Source organism: Kitasatospora sp. P5_F3, from assembly GCF_054049135.1.
Genome location: NZ_JBFUMY010000061.1, coordinates 24,659 through 51,543 on the forward strand (window position 1 = coordinate 24,659; position 26,885 = coordinate 51,543).

The following is a 26,885-nucleotide window of genomic DNA, read 5'->3' on the forward strand; positions in this document are numbered from 1 at the left end:
TCCGATCCGACGTTCCGTCAGGGCGCGACCGGCAGGCGGGCGAGGAGTGGGGCGAACGGGGCGGCGGTGGGGTGCCAGGGGGCCTCGTACTCCCATGAGACCCAGGTGTCGGCGGGGAGCAGGCGCAGGCAGTCGGCGATCGGCAGGACGCCGGCGCCCAGTGGGAGGGGGGTGAGGTCGTCGGGGGAGGCGATGTCCTTGATCTGGACGTAGCCGAGATGGGGGGCCAGTGCGGCGTGGGTGGCGGCGGGGGATTCGCCGGCCAGCCAGGTGTGCATGAGGTCCCAGAGCCCGCCCACCGCAGTGGAGTTGACCTGTTCGGCGACCCGAGCTACGTCGGCGCCGGCGCGGTGGGTGTCGTGGGTCTCGACCAGGATCCGGACGCCCAGCGCGTCGGCCGCCGGGGCGGCGGCGGTCAGGCGGCGGACGGCGGTGGTGTCGTCGCCGCGCGGGAAGACCCGGACGTACGGGGTGCCCAGGTCGGCTGCCAGCCGTACGTGGTCGAGGAGTTCGGCGAGCACCGGGGCGTCCTCGCCCGGCGTGGCGATCCGGACGTACGAGCAGACGGCCAGCGGCTGGACCTCGGCGGCGGAGAACTGCCGTACGACGGAAGCCCGTTCGGTGGCGGAGAGGCCGAGGTGGATCGGCTGGCCGTCGGTGCAGCGCAGTTCCACGCCTGACCAGCCGTGGGTGGTGGCGAGGCGCAGCACCTCCGGCAGCGGGACGTCCGGCAGGCCGAGGGTGGAGAAGGCCCATTTCATGACTGCACCACCGTCACCTTTCCTTCGGTCAACTCCGCCTGGTGGCAGGAGTCGTCGGGCCACCGCACCCGTAGGCGCGGTCCGTCCACGGAGACCTGGAGGCCGGGGAACTCGTACTGCGCGGAGCGCCCGAGGCGGGCGGCGCAGACGAACAGCCCGTCGCCGGTGGTCCCGGTGAGTGCGGGCAGCGCGCCGACGGGCCCGAAGGCCGTACCGTCCGGCAGTTCGTGCACCGAGGCGGGGCCGAAGCCGTGCAGGGGGCGCAGCGTTGAGCTCAGGTCCGCCGTCCGGGCCCAGGCGGTGCCGTCGGTGACTGCTGAGGAGACGGAGGTGCCGGCGACGGCCCAACCCCCTTGGTGCACCGGAGTTCCGGCCGGGGCGCCGGTCACCAGGTGGGCCCGGATCTCGTCCGCGCCGTGGGCCAGGGTGAGCGAGGTGACGGTGACGCCGTCCCAGGGGGAGTGGCTGGAAGCGGCCCAGCCGTCGCCCGCGCCGAGCGGGGTGATCCGGCCCCGTTCGCTGACGGCACCGCCGCTGAGCAGTCCGAAGTGGTTGTCGGGCAGGGCAGACGGCCCGGTCACGGTGGAGTGCGCGAGCCTCGCGTACAACGGGTCGTCAGGATGGGCCTCGCCCACCGGCTGGTCGTCGCTGCCGTGGTTGTGCAGCCGCACCACACCGTCGGCGGCGGTCGACTGGATCAGCCACCCGGGCACCGGCAGCGGGTGGACCGTGTCGGCGCGTTCGGCCGGGGCGGGCTCCTCCACTGCCGTCCAGACCGGGTGGGTCGGCGGCAGCAGCAGGCCGACGAAACCCTTGCTGGCCCAGTACGGCGAGGCGGGCCCGGAGTAGGACTGGACCAGCGGCGGGTAGGGCCCGTACCAGCCGAGCGAGAGCAGCCCGTCGGGCCCGGCCGCGCCCCGGTCGAGGAAGTGCCGCAGGGCGCCGGAGGCGATCCGCCGGGTGGTGCCTGGGCTCAGCGGGGTGCGGCCGGTCAGCGCGCCCGCCCAGAGCGGGGCCGCGGCGGCGAACCGGTAGCTGAGCGAGCGGCCCTGGTGGACCGGGGCGCCGTCGCCGCCGAAGGTACGGGCGTAGCCGTCCAGGTGGGCGGCGAGGCGGTCGCCGTAGCGGGCCAGCAGGGGCCGGTCGGCCGCCAGGTGGGCGTGCAGTACGGGGTAGAGGTGCAGCGCCCAGCCGTTGTAGTGGTCGAAGGCGCGCGGGCGGCCGTCGGTGTACCAGCCTTCGCCGAGATACCACTGCTCGATCCGCTCCAGGCCGCGTTCGACGGCGCCTTCGTCGGAGTACCCGACCTCGGCGAGGAAACCGCCGACGGTGAGCGGGAAGAGCCACCAGTTGTTGTCGTTCGGCGCCCGCCGCAGCGCCTCGCCGAGCCAGGCGGCGGCCCGGTCGCGGACGGCGGGGTCGAGCCGGTCCCAGAGCCAGCGCCGGGTCAGCCGCAGGGCCAGCGCGATCGAGGCGGCCTCCACCATGGCCTGGCCCCGGTCGGTGATCACCGGCCAGGACTCGCCGCCGAGCTCGCGCGCGGTGGTCGGGCCCGCCGTGCCGGCCGCCAGCCCCGCCGCGTACTGCTCCAGCAGCCCGGCCGGGTCGGCGCCGTCGGCCCCGGCCACCCGGAAGGCGGCCAACAGGAAGGTCCGGGCGTACCCCTCCAGGCCGTCCGAGCGCGGCCCGGACAGGCTGGGGCGCGGGCCCGGCAGGTTGATCAGGGCCTGTCCCGGGGTCGCGTACGGCCGGACGGCGGCCAGCAGGCCGTCGGCGACGGCCTCCCAGTGCGCCCTGGTCCAGCCGGTGTGCGGACTGAGCTCGCGGTCCTCGGGGGGCAACGGGAAGGGGAAGACGGGCATGGCGGGGTCCTCTGTCCGGGGCTACCCGCCTGAATCTAGGAGGGCACTGATCATGCGTCAAGAAGCATGGATCGAATGATCTGCCGAGAGATCAGATCAGATCATTTGATCTCAATCTCTTGACTCCGATCGCCGACCACCCCAAGATGGCGATCACACCTCGTCAGATCGCCGTAAGCAAGGCGATCCAGGGTCAAAACCGGCGTATCGATCCCCCTCGCACTGGAGCCGTGCCATGCCCTCTTCCCCCACCCGCCCCCGCAGAGCCCTCCTCCTCGCGGCCGCCTCCGCGCTCTCGCTCTCCCTGGTCGCCGCCTGCGGCAGCAGCGGCAGCACGGGCAGCGCCGACCGGTCGAGCGCCGAGGCCAATGACGGCAAGCCGGTCTCCCTCACCTTCTGGGGCTGGGCCAAGGGCACCAAGGACGTGGTCGCGGCCTTCAACGCCTCGCACCCGAACACCCAGATCACCTTCGAGGAGATCCCCTCCGGCAACGCGGGCGGCTACGCGAAGATCGCCAACGCGGTGAAGGCCGGCAACGCCCCCGACGTCTTCAACGTCGAGTACCCGCAGCTGCCCGACTTCGTCAGCCAGGGGGCCGTGCAGGACATCTCCAAGCTGGTCAGCGCCGACCTGAAGGCCAAGTACCTGCCGCAGTCGGTCGAGCTGACCACTCTCGGCGGCAAGAACTGGGCGCTGCCGCTGGACGCGGCCCCGCAGGCCTTCTACTACCGCAAGGACCTGTTCGAGAAGGCCGGGATCACCGTGCCGAAGACCTGGGACGAGTTCCGCACCGCCGCCGAGAAGCTCAAGCAGGCCGACCCGAACACCCGGATCGCCACCTTCTTCCCGGACGACCCGAGCACCTTCGAGGCGCTCTCCTGGCAGGCCGGCGCCAAGTGGTTCGGCACCCAGGGCGACAGCTGGAAGGTCAACCTGACCAGCGCCGAGACCACCAAGGTCGCCGACTACTGGCAGAAGATGATCGCCGACGACCTGGTCCGCTCGATGCCCTCGTTCAGCCAGCAGTGGACCGCCTCGCTGCAGAAGGGCGAGACGGCCGGCTACCTCGGCGCCTCCTGGGGCGGCGGCGTGCTGAAGTCCTCGGTGCCGGACGGCACCGGCAAGTGGGCGGTCGCCCCGATGCCGAGCTGGGACGGCAGCCCCGCCAGCGGCATGCTCGGCGGCACCACCTTCGCGGTCTCCAAGGACAGCAAGAAGGCCAAGGCCGCCGTCGAGTTCGCCACCTGGGCCACTACCACCCCCGAGGGCATCAAGGCCCGGATCGCCTCCGGCACCTCCTCCGCCTACCCGGCCTCGCCCGAGCTGATCCCGGTCGCCAAGGCCGCCTTCGACACCGCCTTCTACGGTGGCCAGGACATCTACACGATCTACCAGGACGCCGCGAAGTCCATCAAGCCGAACTGGAGCTGGGGCCCGGCGATGGGCGCCACCAACACCTCGCTGAAGGACGCCTTCGGCAAGCTCGGCAGTGGCGGCACCATCGGCCAGGCCGCGGACGGCGCGCAGAAGGCCACCGTCGCCGAGCTGAAGAACCGCGGGCTCAAGGTCGCCGAGTGACCACGCCCTCCAACGGCGTCCGGCGGAGCAGGTACGGGGCGGCGGGTGCGCTGCTCGCCCCGTTCCTGGTCCTCTTCACCGCCTGCACGCTCGTCCCGATCGGCTACGCGCTCTACCTCAGCCTGTACACCGAGCGCAGCTCAGGCCTCGGCTTCGGCGGCGCCGAGACCGTCTTCACCGGTCTGTCGAACTACACCCGGGCGCTCGGCGACGAGGCGTTCCGGGCCGGGTTCCTGACCACCGCTCAGTACTGCCTGCTGTACATCCCGCTGATGGTCGGCCTGTCGCTGCTGCTGGCCCTGCTGCTGGACTCCGCGCTGGCCCGGGCCCGCCGGTTCTTCCAACTGGCGCTGTTCCTGCCGCACGCGGTCCCCGGCATCATCGCCGCGCTGATCTGGATGTACCTCTACACCCCCGGCATCAGCCCGGTGATCAGCGCCCTGGACGCGGTCGGCTCGCAGCCCGACCTGCTCGGCAGCCCGCTGCCCGCCGTGGTGAACATCGCCCTCTGGGAGTGGACCGGCTACAACATGGTGATCTTCTACGCCGCGCTGCAGGCCATCCCGCGCGAGGTGCTGGAGGCCGCCGTGGTGGACGGCGCCGGGCCGCTGCGCACCGCGCTGAACATCAAGATCCCGCTGATCCGGGCCTCGCTCACGATGGTCGGTCTGTTCACCCTGATCGGCTCGCTCCAGCTGTTCACCGAGCCGATGATCCTGCACGGCGTCTCACCCGGCGTCATCTCCACCTGGACACCCAACATGTACGCCTACACCGCCGCCTTCGAGCGCGGCGACTACGGACTGGCCGCGGCCTCCTCGGTGTTGCTCGCACTCACCGCCGCCGCGCTCTCCTTCGTGGTCACCCGGCTCGGCCGGGGTCGCGCGGGCCGACGGACGGAGGTCACCGGATGACCGCCCTGCTCTCCCCGCCCCGGCCTTCGGTGGCCAAGACCGAACGCCAACGCCCGCGCCGCCCCTGGTCGTTGTCGAAGACCGCGGTCAACGGCACGCTGCTGCTGGCCACCGCCTACACCCTGCTCCCGCTCGGCTGGCTGGTCACCGCCTCCGCCAAGAACACCGGCGACCTGATCGGCGGCCGGGCGCTCACCCCGGACCGCTGGAACCTCGGCGCCAACCTGAGCGCACTGGCCGAGGCCGGTGACGGCATCTACTTCCGCTGGTACCTCAACTCCCTGCTGTACGCCGGGATCGGGGCCGTGCTCTGCGCGTTCGTCTGCGTCTGCGCCGGCTACGCGTTCCACGTCTACGCCTTCCCCGGCAAGGAGAAGGTCTTCGGCCTGGTGCTGCTCGGCGTGCTGGTGCCGACCACCGCGCTTGCTCTGCCGATGTACCTGCTCGCCTCCGAACTGCACCTGGTGAACACCTTCTGGGCGGTCTTCCTGCCCTCGCTGGTCAACCCCTTCGGCGTCTACCTGGCCCGGGTGTTCTGCGCCGGGTACGTCCCCGGCGAGGTGCTGGAGGCGGCCCGGATGGACGGTGCGGGGGAGTTGCGCACCTTCTGGTCGATCGGGCTCAAGATGGTGATGCCCGGCTTCGTGACGGTGTTCCTGTTCCAGTTCACCGCGATCTGGAACAACTTCTTCCTGCCGCTGGTGATGCTCTCCGACAACCGGCTCTTCCCGGTCAGCCTCGGGCTGTACAGCTGGAACGCCCAGACCCGCGCCTTCCCCGAGTACTACCCGCTGGTGGTGATCGGCTCGCTGCTCGCCGTCGTCCCGCTGGTGGTCGCCTTCGTGGCCCTGCAGCGGCACTGGAAGGCCGGGCTCACCGCCGGGAGCGTCAAATGACCACCTTCACTCAGCCTGTTCAGGAGACCCGCGTGCCCGACCTCGCTCCGGCGCCCGTCCCAACGGGCCGCCCGCTCCGCCGCCCGCGTGCCCTGCTGGCCATGCAGCGCGACCTGGCCGAGCAGCTGATCGACCCCGGTACGCTCGCCCGGCTCGCCGAACTCGCCGACCTCGACCCGCTGTTGGTGGTGGACGACTTCACCGAACCGGCAGCCGCCGCCGCCCTGCGGGAGGCCGAGGTGATCGTCAGCAGCTGGGGCTGCCCGCCGCTGGACGAGGCCGTACTGGCCGCCGCCCCGCAGCTGCGCGCGGTGATCCACGCCGCCGGATCGGTCAAGCACCACATCACCGACGCCTGCTGGCAGCGCGGCCTCCAGGTCACCTCCGCCGCCTGGGCCAACGCCCTCCCGGTCGCCGAATACACCGTCGCCGCCGTGCTGTTCGCCAACAAGCAGCTGTTCCGGATCCGCGAGGACTACCGCGCCCGACGCGCCCCGCACGACTGGCAGCGCGCGTACGCGGGCACCGGCAACTACCGCCGCACGGTGGGCATCATCGGCGCCTCCCGGATCGGCCGCCGGGTGATCGAGCTGCTCCGGCCGCACGACCTCGACCTGCTGCTGCACGACCCGTACGTGACGGCGGAGGAGGCCGAGACGCTCGGTGCCCGGGCGGTCGAGCTGGACGAACTCTGCGCCGCCGCCGACGTGGTGAGCGTGCACGCCCCCGAACTCGCCGAGACCCACCACCTGATCGACGCCCGCCGGCTCGCCCTGATGCGGGACGGCGCCACCCTGATCAACACCTCGCGCGGCTCGCTGATCGACCAGGACGCACTGCTCGCCGAGCTGCTCCCCGGACGGCTGAACGCGGTGCTGGACGTCACCGTCCCCGAGGTACTTCCCGCCGACTCCCCGCTCTACGAGCTGCCGAACGTGCTGCTCACCCCGCACGTCGCCGGATCGCTCGGCGGCGAGCTGCACCGGATGGCCGTGGCGGCCGCCGACGAGCTGGCCCGCTACGCGGCCGGTCGGCCGTTCGCCCACCCCGTGCTGCCGCAGGACATCTCCACCAGCGCGTGAACTCGATTATCTGTTAGGAGTGTTGCGATGTCCCGCAGGGTCATCGGCGTCGTGATGAACGGCGTCACCGGGCGGATGGGTTACCGCCAGCACCTGGTCCGTTCGATCCTCGCCATCCGCGAGCAGGGCGGCCTGGCCCTGGGCGACGGCGAGGTGCTGTGGCCCGAACCGATCCTGGTCGGCCGCAGCGAGCTCAAGCTCAAGGAGCTGGCCGACCGGCACGGCCTCACCCACTGGACCACCTCACTGGACGAGGCACTCGCCCACCCGTTGGCCGAGATCTACTTCGACGCCCAGGTCACACCGGCCCGGGAGGCCGCGCTGCGGACCGCGATCGCGGCCGGCAAGCACATCTACACCGAGAAGCCGACGGCCGAATCCCTCTCCAGTGCACTGGAGTTGGCCCGCCTGGCGACCGCCGCAGGGGTGTGCAACGGCGCGGTGCAGGACAAGCTCTTCCTGCCCGGTCTGATCAAGCTCAAGCGGTTGGTGGACGGTGGCTTCTTCGGCCGGATCCTGTCCGTGCGCGGCGAGTTCGGCTACTGGGTCTTCGAGGGCGACTGGCAGAGCGCCCAGCGCCCGTCCTGGAACTACCGGGCCGAGGACGGCGGCGGGATGATCCTGGACATGTTCCCGCACTGGCGCTACGTGCTCGACAACATCATCGCCCCGGTCCGCTCGGTGTACGCGCACACCGCCACCCACATCCCGACCCGGGTGGACGAGCAGGGCGCGGCCTACCCGGCGACGGCGGACGACGCGGCGTACGGCGTCTTCGAGTTGGCGGGCGGTGTGACCGCACAGATCAACTCCTCCTGGGCGGTTCGGGTGGACCGCGACGAGCTGGTCGAGTTCCAGGTGGACGGTACCGAGGGCAGTGCGGTCGCCGGGCTGCGCAACTGCCGGATCCAACACCGGGCTTCGACCCCGAAGCCGGTCTGGAACCCCGACCTGCCGGCCGGTGAGTCGTTCCGTACGCAGTGGCAGCAGGTGCCGGACAACGGCGAGTTCGACAACGGCTTCAAGGTGCAGTGGGAGCTCTTCCTGCGGCATGTGGTCACCGGGTCGGAGTACCGCTGGGACCTGCTGGAGGGCGCCAAGGGCGTCCAACTGGCGGAGCTGGGACTGCGATCGGCCCGTGAGGGCCGTCGGTTCGACGTGCCGGAGCTGACGCTGTGACCACCTTGGTCCTTCCTGGCGTCGGCTCGTACCGGATGCGCGAGCCGCTGGCGCTGCCGGCCGGCCCGGCGCCGGTCTCCCGGGCCGTGTACGCCGCCGCGCATGTGGTGGCCGATCCGCTCGGCACGAATGCTCCCGGCGCGCCGGCCGCTCTGGACTGGGACGCCACGCTCGCCTTCCGGCACCACCTCTGGTCGCTCGGGCTCGGCGTCGCCGACGCGATGGACACCGCGCAGCGCGGTATGGGCCTGGACTGGGCAGCGACCCGTGAACTGATCACCCGCTCCGGTGTCGAGGCCCGCGCGGTGGGCGGCCGACTGGCCTGCGGGGTCGGCACCGACCAGCTCGCCGTTCCGACTCTGGACGGCGTACTCGCCGCCTACGAAGAGCAGTTGGCGGTGGTCGAGCAGGCCGGGGCGCAGCCGATCCTGATGGCCAGCCGCGCGCTGGCCGCCACCGCCCGTGGACCGGAGGACTACCTCGCGGTGTACGGGAAGCTGATCGGGCAGTCCGCGCAGCCGGTGATCCTGCACTGGTTGGGCGAGATGTTCGACCCGGCGCTGGCCGGGTACTGGGGGTCGGCCGACCTGGACCGCGCCACCGAGACGGTGCTGACCCTGATCGGCGAGCACGCCGGCCGGATCGACGGCATCAAGGTCTCCCTGCTGGACGCGGACCGCGAGATCGCGCTGCGGCGGGCACTCCCGGCCGGCGTCCGGCTCTACACCGGCGACGACTTCAACTACCCGGAGCTGATCCGGGGCGACGAACTCGGCCACAGTGACGCGCTGTTGGGTATCTTCGACCCGATCGCCGGGGTGGCCGCCGCCGCGCTGCGCGCGCTGGACGCGGGCCACCTCGACCGGTACGACGCACTGTTCGGTCCGACCCTGCCGCTGGCCCGGCACCTGTTCAGTACGCCGACCTACCACTACAAGACCGGGATCGTCTTCCTGGCCTGGCTGGCGGGTCATCAGGAGCACTTCACCATGGTCGCCGGGGCGCAGAGTGCCCGGTCGGTGCCGCATCTGGTCGAACTCTTCCAACTGGCCGACGTGGCCGGGGTGTTGCCCGACCCCGAGCTGGCTGCCCGGCGGATGCGGCAGTACCTCGCGGTGGCGGCGGGGGTGACGGCATGACCAGGCTGTCGCTCAACCAGATCAGCACCAAGGGTTGGTCGCTGCCGGAGGCGGTGCAGGGCTGCGTCGACGCGGGTATCCCGGCGATCGGCCTCTGGCGGGACAAGGTGGCCGAGGTCGGGGTCGACCGGGCCGCGAAGCTCTGCCGCGATGCCGGACTGGCCGTCAGCAGCCTCTGCCGGGGCGGCTTCCTGACCGCCGACACGGGAGAGGGGCAGCGGGCCGCGCTGGCCGACAACCTGCAGGCGATCGAAGAGGCGGCCGAACTCGGTACCGACACTCTGGTGCTGGTGGTCGGCGGCCTGCCGGACGGCTCCCGCGACCTGGTCGGCGCGCGGGGGCGGGTGCGTACCATGCTGGCTGAACTCGCGCCGCACGCGGGTGACTTGGGGGTCCGGTTGGCGATCGAGCCACTGCACCCGATGTTCTGCGCCGACCGGGCGGTGGTCTCCACTCTCGGCCAGGCGCTGGACCTCGCCGAAGCCTTCCCGGTCTCCCAGGTGGGCGTGGTGGTCGACAGCTACCACGTCTGGTGGGACCCGGACCTGCCCGCGCAGATCGCCCGGGCGGGCGAGCGGATCGCGGCGTACCAGGTCTGCGACTGGACCCTGCCGCTGCCCGCCGACGCACTGCTGGGACGCGGCCATGTCGGGGACGGCTGCATCGACTTCGGCGCGCTGGGGGCGATGGTCGCCGGTGCCGGGTACGACGGCTGGATCGAGGTGGAGATCTTCAATCAGCAGGTCTGGGACACCCCTGGCGCTGAGACCCTGGCCACGATGGTCGAGCGGCACCGTACGTACGTGGAACCTCGGTGAAGGTCGTCATCGCGCCGGACTCCTTCAAGGGGACGGCCACTGCAGTCGAGGCGGCCGAGGCGCTGGCGGCAGGCTGGCGCTCCGTCAGGCCGTCCGACCAGCTGGTGCTGCGGCCGATGGCGGACGGCGGCGAGGGCACCCACGCCGCCGTCGGCGCGGGCGGGGAGTTGGTGTCGGTGCCGAACTGCACCGGTCCGGACGGCCGTTCGGTCACCGGGCAGTACGCCCTGCTCCCGGACGGCACGGCCGTGGTGGAGCTCGCCACCGCCAGCGGCCTCCCGCTGCTCGACCGCCTGGCCCCGCTCACCGCGACCACCCGGGGTACGGGCGAGGTCGTCGCGGCCGCGCTGGACCGGGGAGCCCGACGGCTGCTGATCGGCCTCGGCGGCTCGGCCTCCACGGACGGCGGGGCGGGGCTGCTGGCCGCCCTCGGGTTGCGTCTGCTGGATGCCTCCGGTCATCAACTGTCGGACGGTGGAGCTGCTTTGGCCTCGGCGGTTCGGGCCGACCGTTCGGCGCTGCGGCCGCCGCCGCCCGGTGGGGTGCTGTTGCTCACCGACGTGACCAATCCGCTGCTCGGCCCGTCCGGCGCCGCCGCCGTCTACGGCCCGCAGAAGGGCGCCACCCCCGCCGAGGTGGCCCGGCTGGACCACGCCCTCGCCAGGCTCACCACCGTGCTCGGCGGCGAACCGGACCGGCCGGGTTCGGGCGCCGCGGGCGGCACCGCCTACGGTCTGCACGCCGCCTGGGGCGCCGAGTCGACCCCGGGCGCCGCCGCCGTCGCGGACCTGCTCGGACTGTCGGCCGCCGTGGCCGACGCCGACCTGGTCATCACCGGCGAGGGCCGCTTCGACGCAACCTCCCACCAGGGCAAGGCCACCGGCGAAGTCCTCCACCGCGCCGCCCACACCCGTACGGCAGTCGTAGCCGGCGCCGCCACCCTCCCGGCCCTGACCCTGACCGCCCTCGCCGGCTCCACCGCCGAAGCCATTGCCCGTCCCCTGCACTGGCTCCGGGCAGCCGGCGCCACCATGGCCCGGCAGACAGAAGGCCGGGGGGCCCCCCCCCCCCCCCCCCCCGAGTTGCGCGGGAAGCAGTACAGCAGGCCGCTGCCGCCCGCGTAGTTGTACATCTTCACCTTGTCGTAGGTGTCGGGGGCACCGGCGTTGTACCAGGACTCCGAGTTGTTGTTGATGCTGCCCCACTTGCCGGTGGTCGAGTTGGCCCAGTCCCAGTTGTCGCCGCCCCAGGCGATCGCCTGGTTGCCACTGGTGTACTGGTAGTTCGGCAGGTAGAACGCGCAGAAGTCGCCGGTGTGGCAGTAGTCACTGACGACCCGACCGGCATCCGCCGAAGCAGGCTGGGCAATCGCCAGCGCAAAGCCGGCCGCAACGGCCGCGGTGATGCCGAGCTTCTTGATGCGAATCATCTTCGCTTCCCTCCCATTCAGTCGACGCGGCTTCCCCGCGTCGAAGCTTTGACGAGCTCTCCGGCTCGCTGCACGGCCCTGGCCTGCATCGCGTCGTACTCCGCGAACTCGGCGGGACTCGCCGCCCGGATCTTGGCCCGCGCCTCGCTGTCCGCCTGCTCCGCAACCGACACCAGTCGTGCGGAACCGGCGCAGTTCGCGTCGGCGGTGGCCACCCCGACCTCCAGCCGCCAGGCGGCCTCCGGGTCGGGGGCGTTGCGTATGGTCTCGGCCACCTGCCGGCGGGACTCCCCGGGGCTCGGCACCGGATGGCCGGCCGCCGCCATGCAGTCCCGCCACGCCGTCAACGCCGTTGTGTACCGGGCGTCCTGGGAGACCACCGGGCCGGTCTCGATCTGCAGGTTGGTGGCGCGGATGCTCAGCTCGAACCACCGGTCGAGATCGCCGTACAGCTCGCGCCGGGCAGCCGAGACACAGCCGCCGCGCGGCGTGAACGCCGACGTGCCGTTGGCCAGCGGGACCGTGACGGAGTCCGCCTTGTCGCCGTTGAGCGCCGCGGTGTACGCGTCGGCTCGTTCGCGCTGCAGGCCCCCCACGTACGCCGCGTTGGTCTGCGCCGGGTCCGAGGAGAGCACCGGCCTGGGCGGTCGGCGCAGGATGCCGTAGCCGTACTTCGCCGCCCAGTCCGTGTCGGCGGAACCGAAGTCGGATCGGTGCTCCGAGGCGACCACCGCGTCGCGAGCCCACTCCACGTAGTACCGGAAGCCCGCCTTGGTCATGCAGTCCGCGGTGCGGGCCTGCTCGGCCCAGTCCAGGAGTTCGCGCTCGCTCGCCGACGCGGCGGGCACCGGGACCGCCGCCGTCGCGGCGGCCGGTGGCCGCTCCTGCTGGCAACCGCTCAGCACCGCCACGACGGCGGCCAACGCGACCACTGCCCCTGCTCCTCGTCCGCCCCGACCGTTCATGCGCCCATCGTGATCGGCCGGGCCGGACTGCGGTACCTCTGACCTGGTAGGTGTCCTTTGGCGGAGCTACCTGCTATGAACCGCCGCCGGCAGCCGCCCCGGGACCGAGCTGACGGACTGCGGTCCGAGTCGTGGGACGGCCCCGGGTGGTCGGGGCGCGGCGGGGGAGGATGAGGGCGACCCCGAGATGAGCCCGCCGTGGAGGACGTTGTGACGGTTGTCGAGATACCCGGTTCGAAGTCGGTGACGGCGCGTGCGCTGTTCCTGGCGGCTGCGGCGGAGGGGACCACCAGGCTCCGCAGGCCGTTGCACTCGGACGACACCGAGGGGTTCGCCGAGGGGCTGGCCAAGCTCGGGTACGAGGTGGCGGCCGACGGGCAGGACTGGGTGATCGAGGGGCGGCCGCAGGGGCCGGCCAACGATGCCGAGGTGTACTGCCGGGACGGGGCGACGACGGCTCGGTTCCTGCCGGCGTTGGCGGCGGCGGGGTACGGGGAGTTCCGGTTCGATGCTTCGGCGCAGATGCGGCGGCGGCCGGTCGGCCCGCTGACCGAGGCGCTGCGCGAGCTCGGGGTGCAGCTGGTGCACGAGGAGCAGGAGGGCCACCACCCGCTGCGGATCAGCGCCAAGGGCGTCAAGGGTGGGGAGTTGACGCTCGACGCCGGGCTGTCCTCGCAGTACCTGACGGCGCTGCTGCTGCTCGGCCCGCTGACCGAGCAGGGGCTGCGGATCACCGTCACGGACCTGGTCTCGGTGCCGTATGTGGAGATCACGCTCGCGATGATGCGCAGCTTCGGGGTGGAGGTGCAGCGCGAGGGCAAGGTCTTCGTGGTGCCGCCGGGCGGCTACACGGCGACCGCGTACCCGGTCGAGCCGGACGCCTCGACGGCGAGTTACGTGTTCGCGGCGGCTGCTCTGACGGGCCGTGAGGTGACCGTCCCCGGTCTCGGAAGGGACGCGCTGCAGGGCGACCTGCGGTTCGTCGACGTGCTGGAGCGGATGGGTGCGACGGTGCGGATCGGCGCCGACGCGGTCACGGTCACCGGCGCCGAGGGCGGCCGGCTGCGCGGGCTGACGGTGAACATGCGGGACATCTCCGACACCATGCCCACCCTCGCCGCGATCGCGCCGTTCGCCGACGGGCCGGTGCGGATCGAGGACGTCTACAACACCCGGGTCAAGGAGTGCGACCGGCTGGAGGCCTGCGCGGAGAACCTGCGCCGCCAGGGGATCACGGTCGGGACCGGCCGGGACTGGATCGAGATCCAGCCGGGGACCCCGCAGGCGGCGGAGATCGCCACCCACGGGGACCACCGGATGGTGATGTCGTTCGCGGTCGCGGGGCTGCGCACGCCGGGCACCACCTTCGACGACCCGGGCTGCGTACGGAAGACCTTCCCGGCGTTCCACCAGGAGTTCGCGAAGCTGCGCGCGACCTGGGGCGTCTGAGCAGCGGTCAGGTGGCCTCGACCGGCCGGAGCCTGCGCGCGACCAGCGTGCCGAGCCGGTCGAGGCCGACCACCAGCGCGGCCAGCGCGATGAACTCGAAGGTCAGCTGGACCACCTGGAGCGACACCCAGCCGTAGCCCTTCTCGGACGGGTCGAGGAAGAAGTACGGGTACTTGTTGGGGAAGTCCGGGAAGATCGCGGCCCGGGCCAGCGTGACGGCCGCGTAGCCGAGCGGGAAGGTCAGCCAGAGCGGCAGGTCCTTCCAGCGCGAGACGTTGCGCGGCTTCAGGCAGAGCCAGTCGGCCAGCACCAGCACCGGCGTGACGTAGTGCAGGAAGAAGCTCGACCACTCCTGCCGCAGGTCGGCGCCGTCGACCAGGCCCGGGAGCGGGTTGACGCCCTTGTTCAGCAGGATGTGCGCGACCAGGCCGGTGATCGTGATGTACAGCGTCGCGGCGCCGCGCAGCCGGGGCGCGGGGGCGTCCACGGTCTCCCGCTTGACCATCCAGTACACGGCGCCGATGTAGTAGCCGAGCACGATGACGTTGCTCTCGACCGTGAAGTACACCAGCGAACCCGTACTGAGGATCAGTCCGAGCCCGGCCGAGATCACCACGGCCAGGCGGCACCAGAGCGCCGGGCGGGTCCAGACTGACATCGCGTTCACCAGTTCTTTGCGTACGGTTCGCCCCCCAGGGGACCGGTCGACGCACTCTACCCGTGGGTAGCCGGGGTGCGGAAGGCGATCCCCGGCAGCAGATCCGTCAGCCCGGCTGGACGAAGCCCGACTCGTACGCGGTGATCACCGCCTGGGTGCGGTCCCGGGCGCCGAGCTTGGCCAGCACGCTGCCGACGTGCGTCTTCACGGTCTCGGGGCTGACCACCAGGCGCTCGGCGATCTCGCCGTTGGTGAGCCCGGCGGCCATCAGCCGGAGTACCTGGCCCTCCCGCTCGGTGAGCCGGTCGGTCAGCGGGGAGGGGACGGCCGGGCGCCGTCCAGCGGCCAGCTGCCGGATGGCGTTCGGGAAGAGCAGCGAGTCGCCGTGCGCGACCAGCCGGACCGCCTGCACCATCTCCTCCGCCCGGGCCCGCTTGAGCAGGAAGCCGGCCGCCCCGGCGCGCAGCGCCTCGTACACGTAGTCGTCGTTCTCGAAGGTGGTCACCACCAGCACCCGGGGCGCCGGGTCGAGGGTCGTCGTCAACTGCTCGGTGGCCCGGATGCCGTCGACCTGGGGCATCCGGACGTCCATCAGCACCACGTCAGGCCGCAGCTCGCGGACCACCGACACCACCTCCGCACCGCTCGCCGCCTCGCCGACCACGGTCAGGTCGGGTTCGGCGTCCAGGATGGCCCGCAGGCCGAGCCGGACCAGCCGCTCGTCGTCGGCGACCACCACACGGATCATGACTTCTCCCCCTCGATCGGCAGCCGGGCGGCAAGTCGCCACCGGCCGTCCCCGGTCGGCCCGGCGGCGCACTCGCCGCTCAGCACGGCGGCCCGCTCGGCCATCCCGCGCAGCCCCCGGCCGCCGCCTGGACGGCTCGGCCGCTCGGCGCCGACCGGGTTGCTCAGCTCCAACTCCAGTGCTCCGGCGGCCAGTTCGATCCGGAGCGTGGCGGGCACCTGCCCGGCGTGCCGGAGTACGTTGGTCAGGCCCTCCTGGACGATCCGGTACGCGGCTCGGGAGACCTCGCCCGGCAGTGTGGCCAGCCCCGGTCCTGCCCGGGTCTCGACCGGCACTCCGGCCAGCTCCAACTGACGGAGCAGCGTGCTCAGTTCCGCCAGTGTCGGGCCGGTGGCCGGGTCGGCGGGGTGGTCCTCGCGGAGCAGCCCGAGCACGGTGTCCAGCTCGGCGACGGCGGTGCGGGCCGTCTCCTCGATCGCCCGCAGCGCCTCCGCGGCGAACTCCGGGCTGCTCGTCAGCACCCGCCCGGCGGCCGCCGCCTGGATGCCGACGGCGCTCAGCGCGTGGCCGACGGAGTCGTGCAACTCCCGGGCCAGCCGATTGCGTTGGGCCAGTTCGAGAGCCCGTCGTTCGGCGGCGGCCAGCTTCTCGGCGGGCGTCGGACCGAGCAGTACGGGCGCCGTACGAGCCAGCCAGGCCCCGGCGGCGGCATTGGCCAGCACGGGCAGGACGGCGAGTACCGCCGCGAGCACCAGCGGTGGTGGTACCCGCACGTCACCGAACCAGAGCCGGGGCAGATCGTGGTCCGGGAAGAGCACCAGGGCCACCACCGCAGGCGGCACCGCCAGCGACATCCCGGCGACGATCCCGCCGAGCAGCAGGTGTTGCACGTACCAGGCCGCGGTGCGCCGCCGGGCGGCCCAGGACTGCGACGGGACGGTCGCCAACTCGCCCGCCGCACCCAGCCCGAGGGCCCGGGCGGCGGTGCTCTCCAGCACCCGGACCACCGGGACCAGCGCGGTGACGGCGGCCATCGGCAGCGCCAGGGCCAGCGCGGTGAACTGCAACAGCACGGTCTCCCGCGGGCTGAGGTCCCCCGACTGCGAGGTCAGCAGGACCAGCGAGAGCATCCAGTACGGCATCAACAGCGCCCCGCCGAGCACCAGATGCACCCAGCGCAGGGCCGCTCTGCGCCCGATCAGTGCACTCATCAGGCTGACTCTACGTCAGCCCTGGCGGACGCGTGTTCGAGCAGTGCGACCGCGCCGACCACCAGCAGCAGCAGGCCCACCCCGGCCTGCCCGATGCTCACCAGCGAGGTGACCGGCGGGACGGCGTCCGCCGCGCTCGGCAGGTCGGTCCGCAGACCGTCGAAGAACAGCGTGAAGGAACCCCAGGCGAACACCGAACCAGCCGTCAGCCAGGCGGTCACCAGCGTGGGCCGGAGCAGCCGGTCGGGGCCGATCCTGAAGGCCAGCCGCAGGAAGGCCGCACCGGCCGCGAGCAGCAGGACGCCGGTGACGCCCGCGATGATCCGGGCCGACCGCTGCGGTCCGTCCAGGAAGGAGAGCGGCAGTCCGAAGTCGCCGCCCAGCGCCCAGTACAGCTTGGCGGCCGCGACCGGCAGGGCGAGTCCGGCGGCCAGGCAGCTGAGCACCTGCTGGAGCCGGAGGGTGGCGGTGCGCGGCAGGTCGCCGATCCGGCTGCCGAGCAGGGCGGTCCAGCGCTCCCGGGCGTGCAGCACGAAACCGGCGATCAGGGCCAGCCCCTGGAGCACGAAGCCGCCGTAGACCAGGGCGAACACCCAGGGCTGCAACCAGCCCTGGGCAGCCGGGGGTTCGCCGCCGAGCAGCAGTTCCGCGCCGAAGATCAGCGGCAGTTCGAGTACCAGGGTTCCGAGCAGGCCGGTGGCCACCCACATCGGGAAGAGCAGCAGGCCGACCGGCACCCGCCGGCCCCAGGGACGGACGAAGGCGAGCGCGAGCAGCGGGGCGACGGCGTCCATCCCGAAGGTGACCAGGTTGGCCATCCAGAGTGCGTCGGCGTCGATCGACAGGTCGGCCTGGCCGGTGAAGCCGACCGTACTGCCGCACAGCCAGAGCAGTTTGAGGGTCAGGTAGGGCAGGGTGGCCGCGACGGCGACGGCGCACAGGCCACGGCGAAGGGCGCCGGAAGAGGTGAGGTCCATGCCTCGACCCTCTCGCCCGGCGCCCCTGCTCCACGTCCACCGTGGTCACGAACCGGATCCCCCTGGCGGGGGAAGCGGTCCTACTCCTGAGGGAGCGTCACCCCGCTGGCGCGGAGCATCTCGGCCCGCTCGACCACCTTGACCCGCTCGCGGTCCTGCGGCTCGCCGAGCGCGCGCTCGTACGCGTCCAGCAGCTTCCAGCCGTCCCAGCTGGTGTAGTTGACGCCGGTCTCGGCCAGGAAGGAGACGATCGCGTCCTGCTCCGGGGCCTCCGGCGTGCGCAGCGCGCCGCCCCGGAAGTCCTCGATCAGGCAGGCCACGGTCTCGTTGGCGTCGCCCTTGGTGTGGCCGATCAGGCCGACCGGGCCGCGCTTGATCCAGCCGGTGACGTAGGTGGAGGGCAGGTGCTGCCCGCCCTCGATCACCCGGCCCGCCTGGTGCGGGACGGTGCCCGAGAGGGTGTCGAACGGCAGCTTGGGCAGCTCCTGGGAGAGGTAGCCGACCGCGCGGTAGACGGACTGGATGTCCCAGTCCTGGTAGCTGCCGGTGCCCTTGACGTTGCCGGTGCCGTCCAGCTCGGTGCGCTCGGTGCGCAGGCCGACCACCTTGCCGTCCGCTCCGAGCACCTCGACCGGCGACTCGAAGAAGTGCAGGAAGAGCTTGTGCGGGCGGTCGCCGATGTCGCGGATCGCCCAGTTCTCCAGGGTGGAGGCGACCATGTCGGCCTGCTTGTTGCCCCGGCGGGTGGCGATGCTGCCGTCGTCGTAGTCGATGTCCTCGGGGTTGACGATCACCTCGATGGTGGGCGAGTGGTCGAGTTCGCGCAGCTCCATCGGGCTGAACTTCGCCTGTGCGGGGCCGCGGCGGCCGAAGACGTGGATCTCCACGGCCTTGTTGGCGGCCAGGCCGGCGTGGACGTTCGGCGGGATCTCGGTGGGCAGCAGCTCGTCGGCGGTCTTGGCCAGGATCCGTGCCACGTCGAGGGCGACATTGCCGACGCCGAGCACGGCGACCTTCTCGGCCTCCAGCGGCCAGGTCCGCGGGACGTCCGGGTGGCCGTCGTACCAGGAGACGAAGTCGGCCGCGCCGTAGGAGCCGTCCAGCTCGATGCCGGGGATGTCCAGTGCGCGGTCGGCGTCGGCGCCGGTGGAGAAGACCACGGCGTCGTAGAACCGGTGCAGGTCGTCCAGCACCAGGTCGGTGCCGTAGTCGACGTTGCCGAACAGGCGGATCTGCGGCTTGTCGAGCACCTGGTTCAGCGCGGTCACGATGCCCTTGATCCGGGGGTGGTCGGGGGCGACGCCGTAGCGGATCAGACCGAAGGGGGCAGGCATCCGCTCGAACAGGTCGATCGAGACCCCGGGCTCGGTGGCGACCTCGGACTTCAGCAGCGCGTCGGCGGCGTAGATGCCGGCGGGACCGGCTCCGACTATGGCCACTCGGATGGGGCGAGGCATGCGATGCGTCCTTCGGCTGGGCGGCGGTTATCCGCCAGGCTGACCGGCGGCTCCCGGTTAGGCTACCCTTTCCGTGCTTATGACCCCATAGGGATGACCTATGGGGTCGATAAGTAGAGCTATGACCGGCCGATGGGCTGCGAGCCGTCGGAGGGGGTCAGGTCGCGGCGGCGGTACCTTCGGGTTCGGCGGCCGGCATCAGCAGCACCACGCTCGCCGCGAGCATCCAGAGTCCGAAGGCCAGCGGGGTGACCCAGGCGCCGAACGGCCCGGCCAGGGACAGGACGGCCAGGACGAACGCGAACCAGCCGAGCCAGGCAGGCAGGGCGTGGAGGGTCTGCGTCGCGCGCCAGAGGGCGAACAGCAGGACCGACACGCCCGCCATCGCCGCGATCGTGCTCGCATAGGACATGTCCAGCAGCAGAATGGCGATGACCGCCGTGCGCGGCTCGATCGGGAAGCCGTCCGCGTAGTTGGACGTGATCCCGAAGAGGTTTCCCGTGATACCGGCCAGCATGATGAACACCGCGAAGAGCGTGCCGCCGATCAGCATCGCGGTCGACAGGCTTTCCGGCCTGCCCGCGCGTCGCTCCGCCCCGCGCACGATCCGGATCAGCGCCACCAGGAACCAGACGAAGAGCAACGCCGACGCGAGGTGCATCAGGGCCGAGGTCTCGGCAAGGTGCCGGTTGCCGCTGTCGAGGTAGTAACGGGTCAGCTTCGGCACCGCATCGACACCGTCGTACTCCGGCGTCCGCCACAGAAGCAGTTGCCCGGCCACCAGGAGCCCGGCTGAGACAATGCCGGCGACCGCAGCCCAAACGGTGCTGCGACGGCCTACCACGCTCATCGACGTCATGATCGCGACCTTCCGGACGAATCGTCCCGAGCCATGAAATTTTATCACCGGGGCCCGGTGGTGGCCCGGCCCCGGTGGAGGGTGGATCAGAAGATCAGGTGCGCGGTGGTGTGGGTGCGGTCCTCGATTCCGGAGGCGGCCTTGTGGATCAGCTCGTGAGCCAGGTTGGAGCAGGCGCGGGCGGCGGCCAGTTCCTCGCCGACGGTGGAGTCGGGTGCGTCGTCCGGGTTGCGGCGGGCGATGCCCAGACCCCGGACGCCGGGGGCGCTGAAGCCGCTGAGCGATGCGGTGCAGGTGGTGCGGGTGTCGTCCTCGTCGAAGGTGAGGTCGACGATCCAGTGGTTCTGCATGTCCGATCACCTCTCTCGGGTGGATCGTTCAGCCCCAGAATCCGCCTCTGCGGAGCCGATCGCAAGGCTGCTCCCGGCCCGTCGTCGCAGCTCTTGTTACCGGCCGGTCACTTGTCTATCATCGCGACTGTGACAGCCCCACTGTCAAACATGGGAGGACGGTCGGTGGCACAGATGACCAGCCCCGGGCCGCTGGCCGGGGTCAGGGTGGTGGAGCTGGCCGGGATCGGCCCAGGGCCGTTCGCCGCGATGCTGCTCGCCGACCTCGGCGCCGACGTGGTCCGGGTGGACCGGCCCGAGCCGGCCGTGCTCGGACCCGACCCGGCGTACGACGTCACCAACCGGAACAAGCGCTCGGTGGTGGTCGACCTCAAGGCGCCCGAGGGTCCGGGCCAGGTGCTCGACCTGGCCGAGCGGGCCCACCTGCTGATCGAGGGCTACCGCCCCGGCGTGGCCGAACGGCTCGGCGTCGGCCCCGAGGCCTGTCTGGCCCGCAACCCCGCGCTGGTCTACGGCCGGATGACCGGCTGGGGCCAGCACGGCCCGCTCGCCCAGCGCGCCGGGCACGACCTCGGCTACGCGGCCACCGCCGGCGTGCTCGGCCTGGCCGGGGCGGCCGACGGGCCGCCCGCCTTCCCCGCCAACCTGCTCGGCGACTATGCGGGCGGCTCGCTCTACCTGGTGACCGGCCTGCTGGCCGCGCTGCGGCACGCCGAACAGACCGGCACCGGACAGGTGGTGGACGCCGCCATCGTGGACGGCGCGGCCCACCTGACCACCATGCTCTGGGGCCTGCGGGCCGCCGGCCTCTGGCAGGACGGACGCGGCGTCAACCTGCTGGACGGCGGCGCGCCCTGCTACTCCGTCTACCAGGCGGCGGACGGCGGATACCTGGCGGTGGGCGCTCTGGAGCCGCAGTTCTACGCCGAGTTCGCCCGGCTGCTGGAGCTCGGCCCGGACGCCCCCGGCCAGTACGAGCAGGCCCGTTGGCCCGAGCTCCGGGCGCTGATCGCGACCCGCTTCGCCACCCGGACCCAGGCCGAGTGGGCGGCCGTCTTCGAGGGCACCGACGCCTGCACCGCCCCGGTACTGACGCTCGGTCAGGCTGCCGAGCACGCGCACCTGGTGGCGCGCGGCACGTACGTCACCGAAGGCGGCATCACCCAGCCCGCCCCCGCCCCGCGCTTCTCCGTCACCCCCGGCGCGCTGCGCCGCCCCCCGGCCCGGCCCGGCGGTCACACTACCGAGGTGGCCCGGGACTGGGACATCAAGAGCCTCTCCGGCTGAAGGCAGGAAACCGTGCAGCGTGAGATCTACACCGAGGAGCACGAGGCGTTCCGGGAGACCGTCCGGGCCTTCCTGGCCAAGGAGGTGCTCCCGCACCACGAACGCTGGGAGCAGGCCGGGATCGTCGACCGCTCGGCCTGGCTGGCGGCCGGCCGGCAGGGCCTGCTCGGCCTGGCCGTCCCGGAGGAGTACGGCGGCGGTGGCAGCGCCGACTTCCGCTACCCGGCCGTGCTGGCCGAGGAGTTCACCCGGGCCGGGGCCAGCGGTCTGGCGCTCGGCCTGCACAACGACATCATCGGCCCGTACCTGACCCAGCTGGCCACCGAGGAGCAGAAGCAGCGCTGGCTGCCCGGCTTCTGCTCCGGCGAGCTGGTCACCGCGATCGCGATGACCGAGCCGGGCACCGGCTCCGACCTCCAGGGCATCACCACCCGGGCCGAGGACCGGGGCGACCACTACCTGCTGAACGGCGCCAAGACCTTCATCTCCAACGGCATCCTGGCCGATCTGGTGGTGGTGGTCGCGAAGACCACCGCGGAGGGCGGCGCGCACGGCCTCAGCCTGCTGGTGGTGGAGCGCGGCACGGAGGGCTTCGAGCGCGGCCGCAACCTGGACAAGATCGGCCAGAAGGCCCAGGACACCGCCGAGTTGTTCTTCCAGGACGTCCGGGTGCCGAAGGCGAACCTGCTCGGCGAGGAGAACCAGGGCTTCCTCTACCTGATGCGCAACCTGGCCCAGGAGCGGCTGGGGATCGCGGTCTCGGCGATCGCCGGGGCGGAGTACCTGGTCGAGCTGACCACCGAGTACGTCAAGCAGCGCACCGCGTTCGGGAAGCCGCTGGCCAAGCTCCAGCACGTCCGGTTCGAGATCGCCGAGCTGGCCACCGAGTGCGCGGTCACCCGGACCTTCGTGGACCGCTGCATCACCGAGCACAACCGCTACGCGCTCACCCCCGTGGACGCCTCGATGGCCAAGTGGTGGGCGACCGAGCTGCAGAAGCGCACCGCCGACCGCTGCCTGCAACTGCACGGCGGCTACGGCTACATGACGGAGTACCCGGTCGCCAAGGCGTTCACCGACGGCCGGATCCAGACCATCTACGGCGGCACCACCGAGATCATGAAAGAGATCATCGGCCGCTCCCTGCTGAGTTGAGAGGCACTCACGTGACCACCGAAGCGTACGTCTACGACGCTATCCGCACCCCACGCGGCCGGGGCAAGGCCAACGGCTCGCTGCACGGCACCAAACCGATCGACCTGGTGGTCGGTCTGATCCACGAACTCCAGGCCCGCCTGCCCGGGTTGGACCCGGCCGCGATCGACGACATCGTGCTCGGCGTGGTCAGCCCGATCGGCGACCAGGGCTCCGACATCGCCCGGATCGCCGCGATCGCGGCCGGGCTGCCGGACACCGTGGCCGGGGTGCAGGAGAACCGCTTCTGCGCCTCCGGCCTGGAGGCGGTCAACCTGGCCGCCGCCAAGGTCCGTTCGGGCTGGGAGGACCTGATCCTGGCCGGCGGCGTGGAGTCGATGAGCCGGGTGAAGATGGGCTCCGACGGCGGCGCCTGGTTCGCCGACCCGATGACCTCCTACGACACCCACTTCGTCCCGCAGGGCATCGGCGCCGACCTGATCGCCACCATCGAGGGCCTGTCCCGCACCGACGTGGACGCCTTCGCCGTCGAGTCCCAGACCCGGGCCGCCAAGGCGCAGGCCGACGGCCTGTTCGACCGCTCGGTGGTACCGGTCAAGGACCGCAACGGACTTGTGGTGCTGGACCGGGACGAGTTCATCCGCCCCGGCACCACGGTCGAGACGCTGGCCGGGCTCAAGCCATCGTTCGCCGGGATCGGCGAGGCGGGCGGCTTCGACGCCGTCGCGCTGCAGAAGTACCACTGGGTCGAGTCCATCGACCACGTGCACCACGCCGGCAACTCCTCCGGCATCGTGGACGGCGCGGCGCTGGTGGCGATCGGCTCCCGGGAGATCGGCGAGCGGTACGGGCTGCGCCCGCGGGCCCGGATCGTCTCGGCCGCCGTCTCCGGCTCCGAGCCCACCATCATGCTCACAGGACCGGCCCCCGCCACCCGCAAGGCGCTCGCCAAGGCCGGGCTGACCGCCGCCGACATCGACCTGGTCGAGATCAACGAGGCGTTCGCCGCCGTCGCGCTCCGCTTCATCCGCGAACTCGGCTTCCGGCACGACCAGGTGAACGTCAACGGCGGCGCGATCGCGCTCGGCCACCCGCTCGGCGCCACCGGCGCGATGCTGCTCGGCACCATCGTCGACGAGCTGGAGCGGCGCGACCTTCGCTACGGCCTGATCACCCTGTGCGTGGGCGGCGGCATGGGCGTCGCCACCATCGTCGAGCGCATCTGACCACCCGTCACTCCTGGAGACCCTGACTCATGACTGTCACCACCCCCATCCGCTGGGAGCAGGACGCGACCGGCGTGGTCACCCTGGTACTGGACGACCCGGACCAGTCCGCCAACACCATGAACGCCGCCTTCACCGACGCGCTGGAGGCAACCGTCGCCCGGCTGAAGGCACTTGACGGCCTGCGCGGCGTGATCATCACCTCCGCCAAGAAGACCTTCTTCGCCGGTGGCGACCTGCGGCTGATCTCCGCCGCCCGCCCCGAGGACGCCCAGCGGGTGTTCGAGAACTCGATGCGGATCAAGCGCGCGCTGCGCACCCTGGAGACCCTCGGCAGGCCCGTGGTCGCCGCGATCAACGGCGCCGCGCTCGGCGGCGGTCTCGAGCTCGCGCTGGCCTGCCACCACCGGGTCGCACTGGACGCCCCCGGCAGCAAGATCGGCCTGCCCGAGGTGACGCTGGGTCTGCTCCCGGGCGGGGGCGGCGTGGTCCGTACGGTGCGGATGTTCGGCATCACGGACGCGCTGCTGAAGGTGCTGCTGCAGGGGCGGCAGTACCGGCCCGCGCAGGCGCTGGAGCACGGGCTGGTCAACGAACTCGCTTCTGACTCCGATGAGTTGCTGGCCAAGGCGCGGGCCTGGGTGGACGCGCACGAGGAGGCCGTCCAGCCCTGGGATGTCAAGGGGTACAAGATCCCCGGCGGCACCCCGAGCCACCCCGCGTTCGCCGCCAACCTGCCCGCCTTCCCGGCCAACCTGCGCAAGCAGCTGGCCGGTGCGCCCTACCCCGCCCCGCGCAACATCCTGGCGGCGGCGGTCGAGAGCGCCCAGGTGGACGTGGACACCGCGATGGTGATCGAGGCCCGCTACTTCGCCGAGCTGGCCTGCGGGCAGACCTCGAAGAACATGATCAAGGCGCTGTTCTTCGACATGCAGGCCGTCAACTCCGGTGCCAGCCGCCCGGCTTCCCCGGTCCGGAAGGCTCGCAAGGTCGCCGTGCTGGGCGCCGGGATGATGGGCGCGGGCATCGCGTACTCCTGTGCCAAGGCGGGCATCGAGGTGCTGCTCAAGGACGTCACCCTGGAGGCGGCCGAACGCGGCAAGGCGTACTCGGCGGCCCTGCTGGACAAGGCCGTGGCGCGCGGCCGGTCCACCGCCGAGGAGCGGGACACCTTCCTGGCCCGGATCACCCCGACCGCCGACGCGGCCGATCTGGCCGGCTGCGACACCGTGATCGAGGCGGTCTTCGAGAACACCGAGCTCAAGCACAAGGTGTTCCAGGAGGTCCAGGACGTCGTCGCCCCCGACGCGCTGCTCTGCTCCAACACCTCGACCCTGCCGATCGGCGTGCTGGCCGAAGGAGTCACCCGGCGCGCCGACTTCATCGGTCTGCACTTCTTCTCGCCGGTCGACAAGATGCCGCTGGTCGAGATCATCCGGGGTCCGGAGACCGGGGACGAGGCGCTGGCCCAGGCCTTCGACCTGGTCCGCCAGATCAACAAGACCCCGATCGTGGTGAACGACTCGCGCGGCTTCTTCACCTCCCGGGTGATCGGCCAGTTCATCAACGAGGGCGTGGCGATGGTCGGCGAGGGCCTCGACCCGTCCTCGATCGAGCAGGCCGCCGCCCAGGCCGGCTACCCCGCCAAGGTGCTTTCGCTGCTGGACGAGCTGACCCTCACCCTGCCGCGCAAGATCCGCAACGAGACCCGCCGGGCGATCGAGGAGGCGGGCGGCGACTGGCCCGAGCACCCCGCCGACACCGTGATGGACCGGATGCTCGACGAGTTCGAGCGCCCCGGCCGCAGCGGCGGCGCGGGCTTCTACGACTACCAGGACGGCCGCCGCACCCGCCTCTGGCCCGGCCTGCGCGAGCACTTCGCCCGCCCGGGCGCGGAGATTCCGTTCGAGGACATGAAGGAGCGGATGCTCTTCGCCGAGGCGCTGGATTCGGTCCGCTGCCTCTCCGAGGGCGTCCTCACCTCGGTGTCCGACGCCAACGTCGGCTCCATCCTGGGCATCGGCTTCCCGGCCTGGACCGGCGGTGTGCTCCAGTACATCAACGGCTACGACGGCGGCCTGCCCGGATTCACCGCTCGGGCCCGCGAGTTGGCGGCGGCGTACGGGGCGCGGTTCGAGCCGCCCGTGCTGCTGGCGGAGATGGCCGCCGACGGGCGGACGTTCTAGGGGTTGTCCGGCCGCGCGTCCTCGTCCGGGCGCGCGGCCAGCTCCTCGGCGAGCGAGCGCTGAAAGGCCGTCACCAGGGCCTGGACGATCATCGGCTGGATCTGTCCGGCCAGCTCCTTCATCCGGGTCAGCTCCTGGTCACCAGGCTCGCTCTCCCGGTACGGGCGCCAGACGGTGTCCCGGAACAGCCGGTGCAGGTCGTGGGGGGGGGGGGGGGGGGGGGGGGGGGACCGGGGTCGATCTTGAACAGCTCCGGGTCGTCGGTCCGGTGCACCGCGCCCATCGCGGCCAGCCGGTCGACGTCCGCCTCCGACAGCGGCCGTCCGGCCCGGCGGCCGAGCTGCGCCCGCGTTGCCTCCTCCGCCGCCTCCGGGGTCCAGGAGGCCACCAGCGCGCGGTGGATGGCCAGGTCCAAGGAGCCGACGTCGGCCGGGAGTTGGGACAGGTAGCGCTCGATCGCCGCCAGCGTCAGGCCCTGCCGCTGCAACTCCTCGATCAGCTCCAGCCGCCCCAGGTGCTCGGCCCCGTACCGGCCCACCCGGCGCGGCCCCAGCTCCGGCGGCGGCAGCAGCCCCTTCGTGCTGTAGAACCGCAGCGTCCGGACCGTCACCCCGGCCCGGGCCGCCAGCTCGTCGACGGTCATCTGCGGGGACGCAGCCGCTGTCATGGTGAAGCCTCCCGCTCGGGATCGGACGCGG

23 protein-coding genes and 1 pseudogene are annotated in these 26,885 nt (G+C 71.9%); 13 read left to right on the forward strand and 11 right to left on the reverse strand.

Annotated features, from left to right (window positions below; translation table 11 throughout):
• Window positions 1–17: 17 nt before the first annotated feature.
• On the reverse strand, window positions 18–761 hold the full coding sequence (locus tag ACXJMZ_RS28380) for a sugar phosphate isomerase/epimerase family protein (RefSeq protein WP_457032890.1): 744 nt from the start codon (window positions 759–761) through the stop codon (window positions 18–20).
• On the reverse strand, window positions 758–2,623 hold the full coding sequence (locus tag ACXJMZ_RS28385) for a DUF2264 domain-containing protein (protein WP_457032891.1): 1,866 nt from the start codon (window positions 2,621–2,623) through the stop codon (window positions 758–760). Before ACXJMZ_RS28385 ends, ACXJMZ_RS28380 begins: the two co-directional genes overlap by 4 nt.
• A gap of 235 nt (window positions 2,624–2,858) precedes the next feature.
• Between ACXJMZ_RS28385 and ACXJMZ_RS28390 the strand changes: the two genes are divergently transcribed.
• From ACXJMZ_RS28390 to ACXJMZ_RS28425, 8 genes are all read left to right on the forward strand, one after another.
• A complete protein-coding gene (locus tag ACXJMZ_RS28390) occupies window positions 2,859–4,202 on the forward strand; it encodes an ABC transporter substrate-binding protein (RefSeq protein WP_457032892.1) in 1,344 nt (447 codons plus the stop codon).
• Window positions 4,199–5,116, forward strand: coding sequence for a carbohydrate ABC transporter permease (locus ACXJMZ_RS28395; RefSeq protein ID WP_457032893.1), 918 nt, complete (start codon window positions 4,199–4,201; stop codon window positions 5,114–5,116). The genes ACXJMZ_RS28390 and ACXJMZ_RS28395 overlap by 4 nt, the downstream gene beginning before the upstream one ends.
• Complete coding sequence (locus ACXJMZ_RS28400; protein ID WP_457032894.1) at window positions 5,113–6,012, forward strand: carbohydrate ABC transporter permease; 900 nt, start codon at window positions 5,113–5,115, stop codon at window positions 6,010–6,012. The genes ACXJMZ_RS28395 and ACXJMZ_RS28400 overlap by 4 nt, the downstream gene beginning before the upstream one ends.
• Window positions 6,013–6,113: 101 nt before the next feature.
• A complete protein-coding gene (locus ACXJMZ_RS28405) occupies window positions 6,114–7,094 on the forward strand; it encodes a hydroxyacid dehydrogenase (RefSeq protein ID WP_457032921.1) in 981 nt (326 codons plus the stop codon).
• A 27-nt stretch (window positions 7,095–7,121) separates the two neighbouring features.
• Window positions 7,122–8,273, forward strand: coding sequence for a Gfo/Idh/MocA family protein (locus ACXJMZ_RS28410; RefSeq protein WP_457032895.1), 1,152 nt, complete (start codon window positions 7,122–7,124; stop codon window positions 8,271–8,273).
• 35 nt (window positions 8,274–8,308) lie between these two features.
• The gene (locus tag ACXJMZ_RS28415; protein ID WP_457032922.1) at window positions 8,309–9,412 is read left to right on the forward strand and encodes a dihydrodipicolinate synthase family protein; all 1,104 of its coding nucleotides are present in this window, start codon (window positions 8,309–8,311) and stop codon (window positions 9,410–9,412) included.
• On the forward strand, window positions 9,409–10,230 hold the full coding sequence (locus ACXJMZ_RS28420; protein WP_457032896.1) for a sugar phosphate isomerase/epimerase family protein: 822 nt from the start codon (window positions 9,409–9,411) through the stop codon (window positions 10,228–10,230). The genes ACXJMZ_RS28415 and ACXJMZ_RS28420 overlap by 4 nt, the downstream gene beginning before the upstream one ends.
• Window positions 10,227–11,354: a glycerate kinase gene (locus tag ACXJMZ_RS28425; protein ID WP_457032897.1), complete on the forward strand. Its 1,128-nt coding sequence runs from the start codon at window positions 10,227–10,229 to the stop codon at window positions 11,352–11,354. Before ACXJMZ_RS28420 ends, ACXJMZ_RS28425 begins: the two co-directional genes overlap by 4 nt.
• A gap of 322 nt (window positions 11,355–11,676) precedes the next feature.
• On the opposite strand, the gene ACXJMZ_RS28430 is transcribed toward ACXJMZ_RS28425, so the two are convergent.
• Complete coding sequence (locus tag ACXJMZ_RS28430) at window positions 11,677–12,591, reverse strand: hypothetical protein (protein ID WP_457032898.1); 915 nt, start codon at window positions 12,589–12,591, stop codon at window positions 11,677–11,679.
• 243 nt (window positions 12,592–12,834) lie between these two features.
• On the opposite strand from ACXJMZ_RS28430, the gene aroA reads away from it, so the two are divergent.
• The gene (gene aroA / locus ACXJMZ_RS28435) at window positions 12,835–14,073 is read left to right on the forward strand and encodes a 3-phosphoshikimate 1-carboxyvinyltransferase (protein ID WP_457032923.1); all 1,239 of its coding nucleotides are present in this window, start codon (window positions 12,835–12,837) and stop codon (window positions 14,071–14,073) included.
• 7 nt (window positions 14,074–14,080) lie between these two features.
• Here the strand turns inward: aroA and ACXJMZ_RS28440 are convergent, their stop codons facing one another.
• From ACXJMZ_RS28440 to ACXJMZ_RS28470, 7 genes are all read right to left on the reverse strand, one after another.
• Window positions 14,081–14,731, reverse strand: coding sequence for a Pr6Pr family membrane protein (locus ACXJMZ_RS28440; protein ID WP_457032899.1), 651 nt, complete (start codon window positions 14,729–14,731; stop codon window positions 14,081–14,083).
• A 106-nt stretch (window positions 14,732–14,837) separates the two neighbouring features.
• Complete coding sequence (locus ACXJMZ_RS28445; RefSeq protein ID WP_457032900.1) at window positions 14,838–15,479, reverse strand: response regulator; 642 nt, start codon at window positions 15,477–15,479, stop codon at window positions 14,838–14,840.
• The gene (locus ACXJMZ_RS28450; protein WP_457032901.1) at window positions 15,476–16,690 is read right to left on the reverse strand and encodes a sensor histidine kinase; all 1,215 of its coding nucleotides are present in this window, start codon (window positions 16,688–16,690) and stop codon (window positions 15,476–15,478) included. Before ACXJMZ_RS28450 ends, ACXJMZ_RS28445 begins: the two co-directional genes overlap by 4 nt.
• Window positions 16,690–17,667: a hypothetical protein gene (locus ACXJMZ_RS28455; RefSeq protein ID WP_457032902.1), complete on the reverse strand. Its 978-nt coding sequence runs from the start codon at window positions 17,665–17,667 to the stop codon at window positions 16,690–16,692. The genes ACXJMZ_RS28450 and ACXJMZ_RS28455 overlap by 1 nt, the downstream gene beginning before the upstream one ends.
• An 80-nt stretch (window positions 17,668–17,747) precedes the next feature.
• Complete coding sequence (locus tag ACXJMZ_RS28460) at window positions 17,748–19,124, reverse strand: FAD-dependent oxidoreductase (RefSeq protein ID WP_457032903.1); 1,377 nt, start codon at window positions 19,122–19,124, stop codon at window positions 17,748–17,750.
• Between the two features lie 157 nt (window positions 19,125–19,281).
• A complete protein-coding gene (locus tag ACXJMZ_RS28465) occupies window positions 19,282–19,983 on the reverse strand; it encodes a hypothetical protein (protein ID WP_457032904.1) in 702 nt (233 codons plus the stop codon).
• An 86-nt stretch (window positions 19,984–20,069) separates the two neighbouring features.
• On the reverse strand, window positions 20,070–20,333 hold the full coding sequence (locus ACXJMZ_RS28470; RefSeq protein WP_457032905.1) for a DUF1876 domain-containing protein: 264 nt from the start codon (window positions 20,331–20,333) through the stop codon (window positions 20,070–20,072).
• Between the two features lie 174 nt (window positions 20,334–20,507).
• Here ACXJMZ_RS28470 and ACXJMZ_RS28475 point away from each other — a divergent pair, with 174 nt between their 5' ends.
• From ACXJMZ_RS28475 to ACXJMZ_RS28490, 4 genes are read left to right on the forward strand one after another with little or no spacing between them, the layout of a single operon-like run.
• Window positions 20,508–21,620, forward strand: a complete 1,113-nt coding sequence (locus tag ACXJMZ_RS28475) for a CaiB/BaiF CoA transferase family protein (RefSeq protein WP_457032924.1) — start codon at window positions 20,508–20,510, stop codon at window positions 21,618–21,620.
• 12 nt (window positions 21,621–21,632) lie between these two features.
• Window positions 21,633–22,775 carry an acyl-CoA dehydrogenase family protein gene (locus ACXJMZ_RS28480; protein ID WP_457032906.1) on the forward strand — a complete coding sequence of 381 codons (1,143 nt, stop codon included), beginning with the start codon at window positions 21,633–21,635 and terminating at the stop codon, window positions 22,773–22,775.
• Between the two features lie 11 nt (window positions 22,776–22,786).
• Window positions 22,787–24,001 (forward strand): acetyl-CoA C-acetyltransferase, encoded by a 1,215-nt coding sequence (locus tag ACXJMZ_RS28485; RefSeq protein WP_457032907.1) that lies wholly within the window; start codon window positions 22,787–22,789, stop codon window positions 23,999–24,001.
• Window positions 24,002–24,030: 29 nt separating this feature from the next.
• Entirely contained in the window at window positions 24,031–26,187 is a 2,157-nt protein-coding gene (locus tag ACXJMZ_RS28490; protein WP_457032908.1) for a 3-hydroxyacyl-CoA dehydrogenase NAD-binding domain-containing protein, read from the forward strand.
• Here ACXJMZ_RS28490 and ACXJMZ_RS28495 read toward each other — a convergent pair.
• Window positions 26,184–26,854: pseudogene (locus ACXJMZ_RS28495) on the reverse strand (MerR family transcriptional regulator). The gene ACXJMZ_RS28490 and the pseudogene ACXJMZ_RS28495 overlap by 4 nt on opposite strands.
• Between the last annotated feature and the right edge of the window lie 31 nt (window positions 26,855–26,885).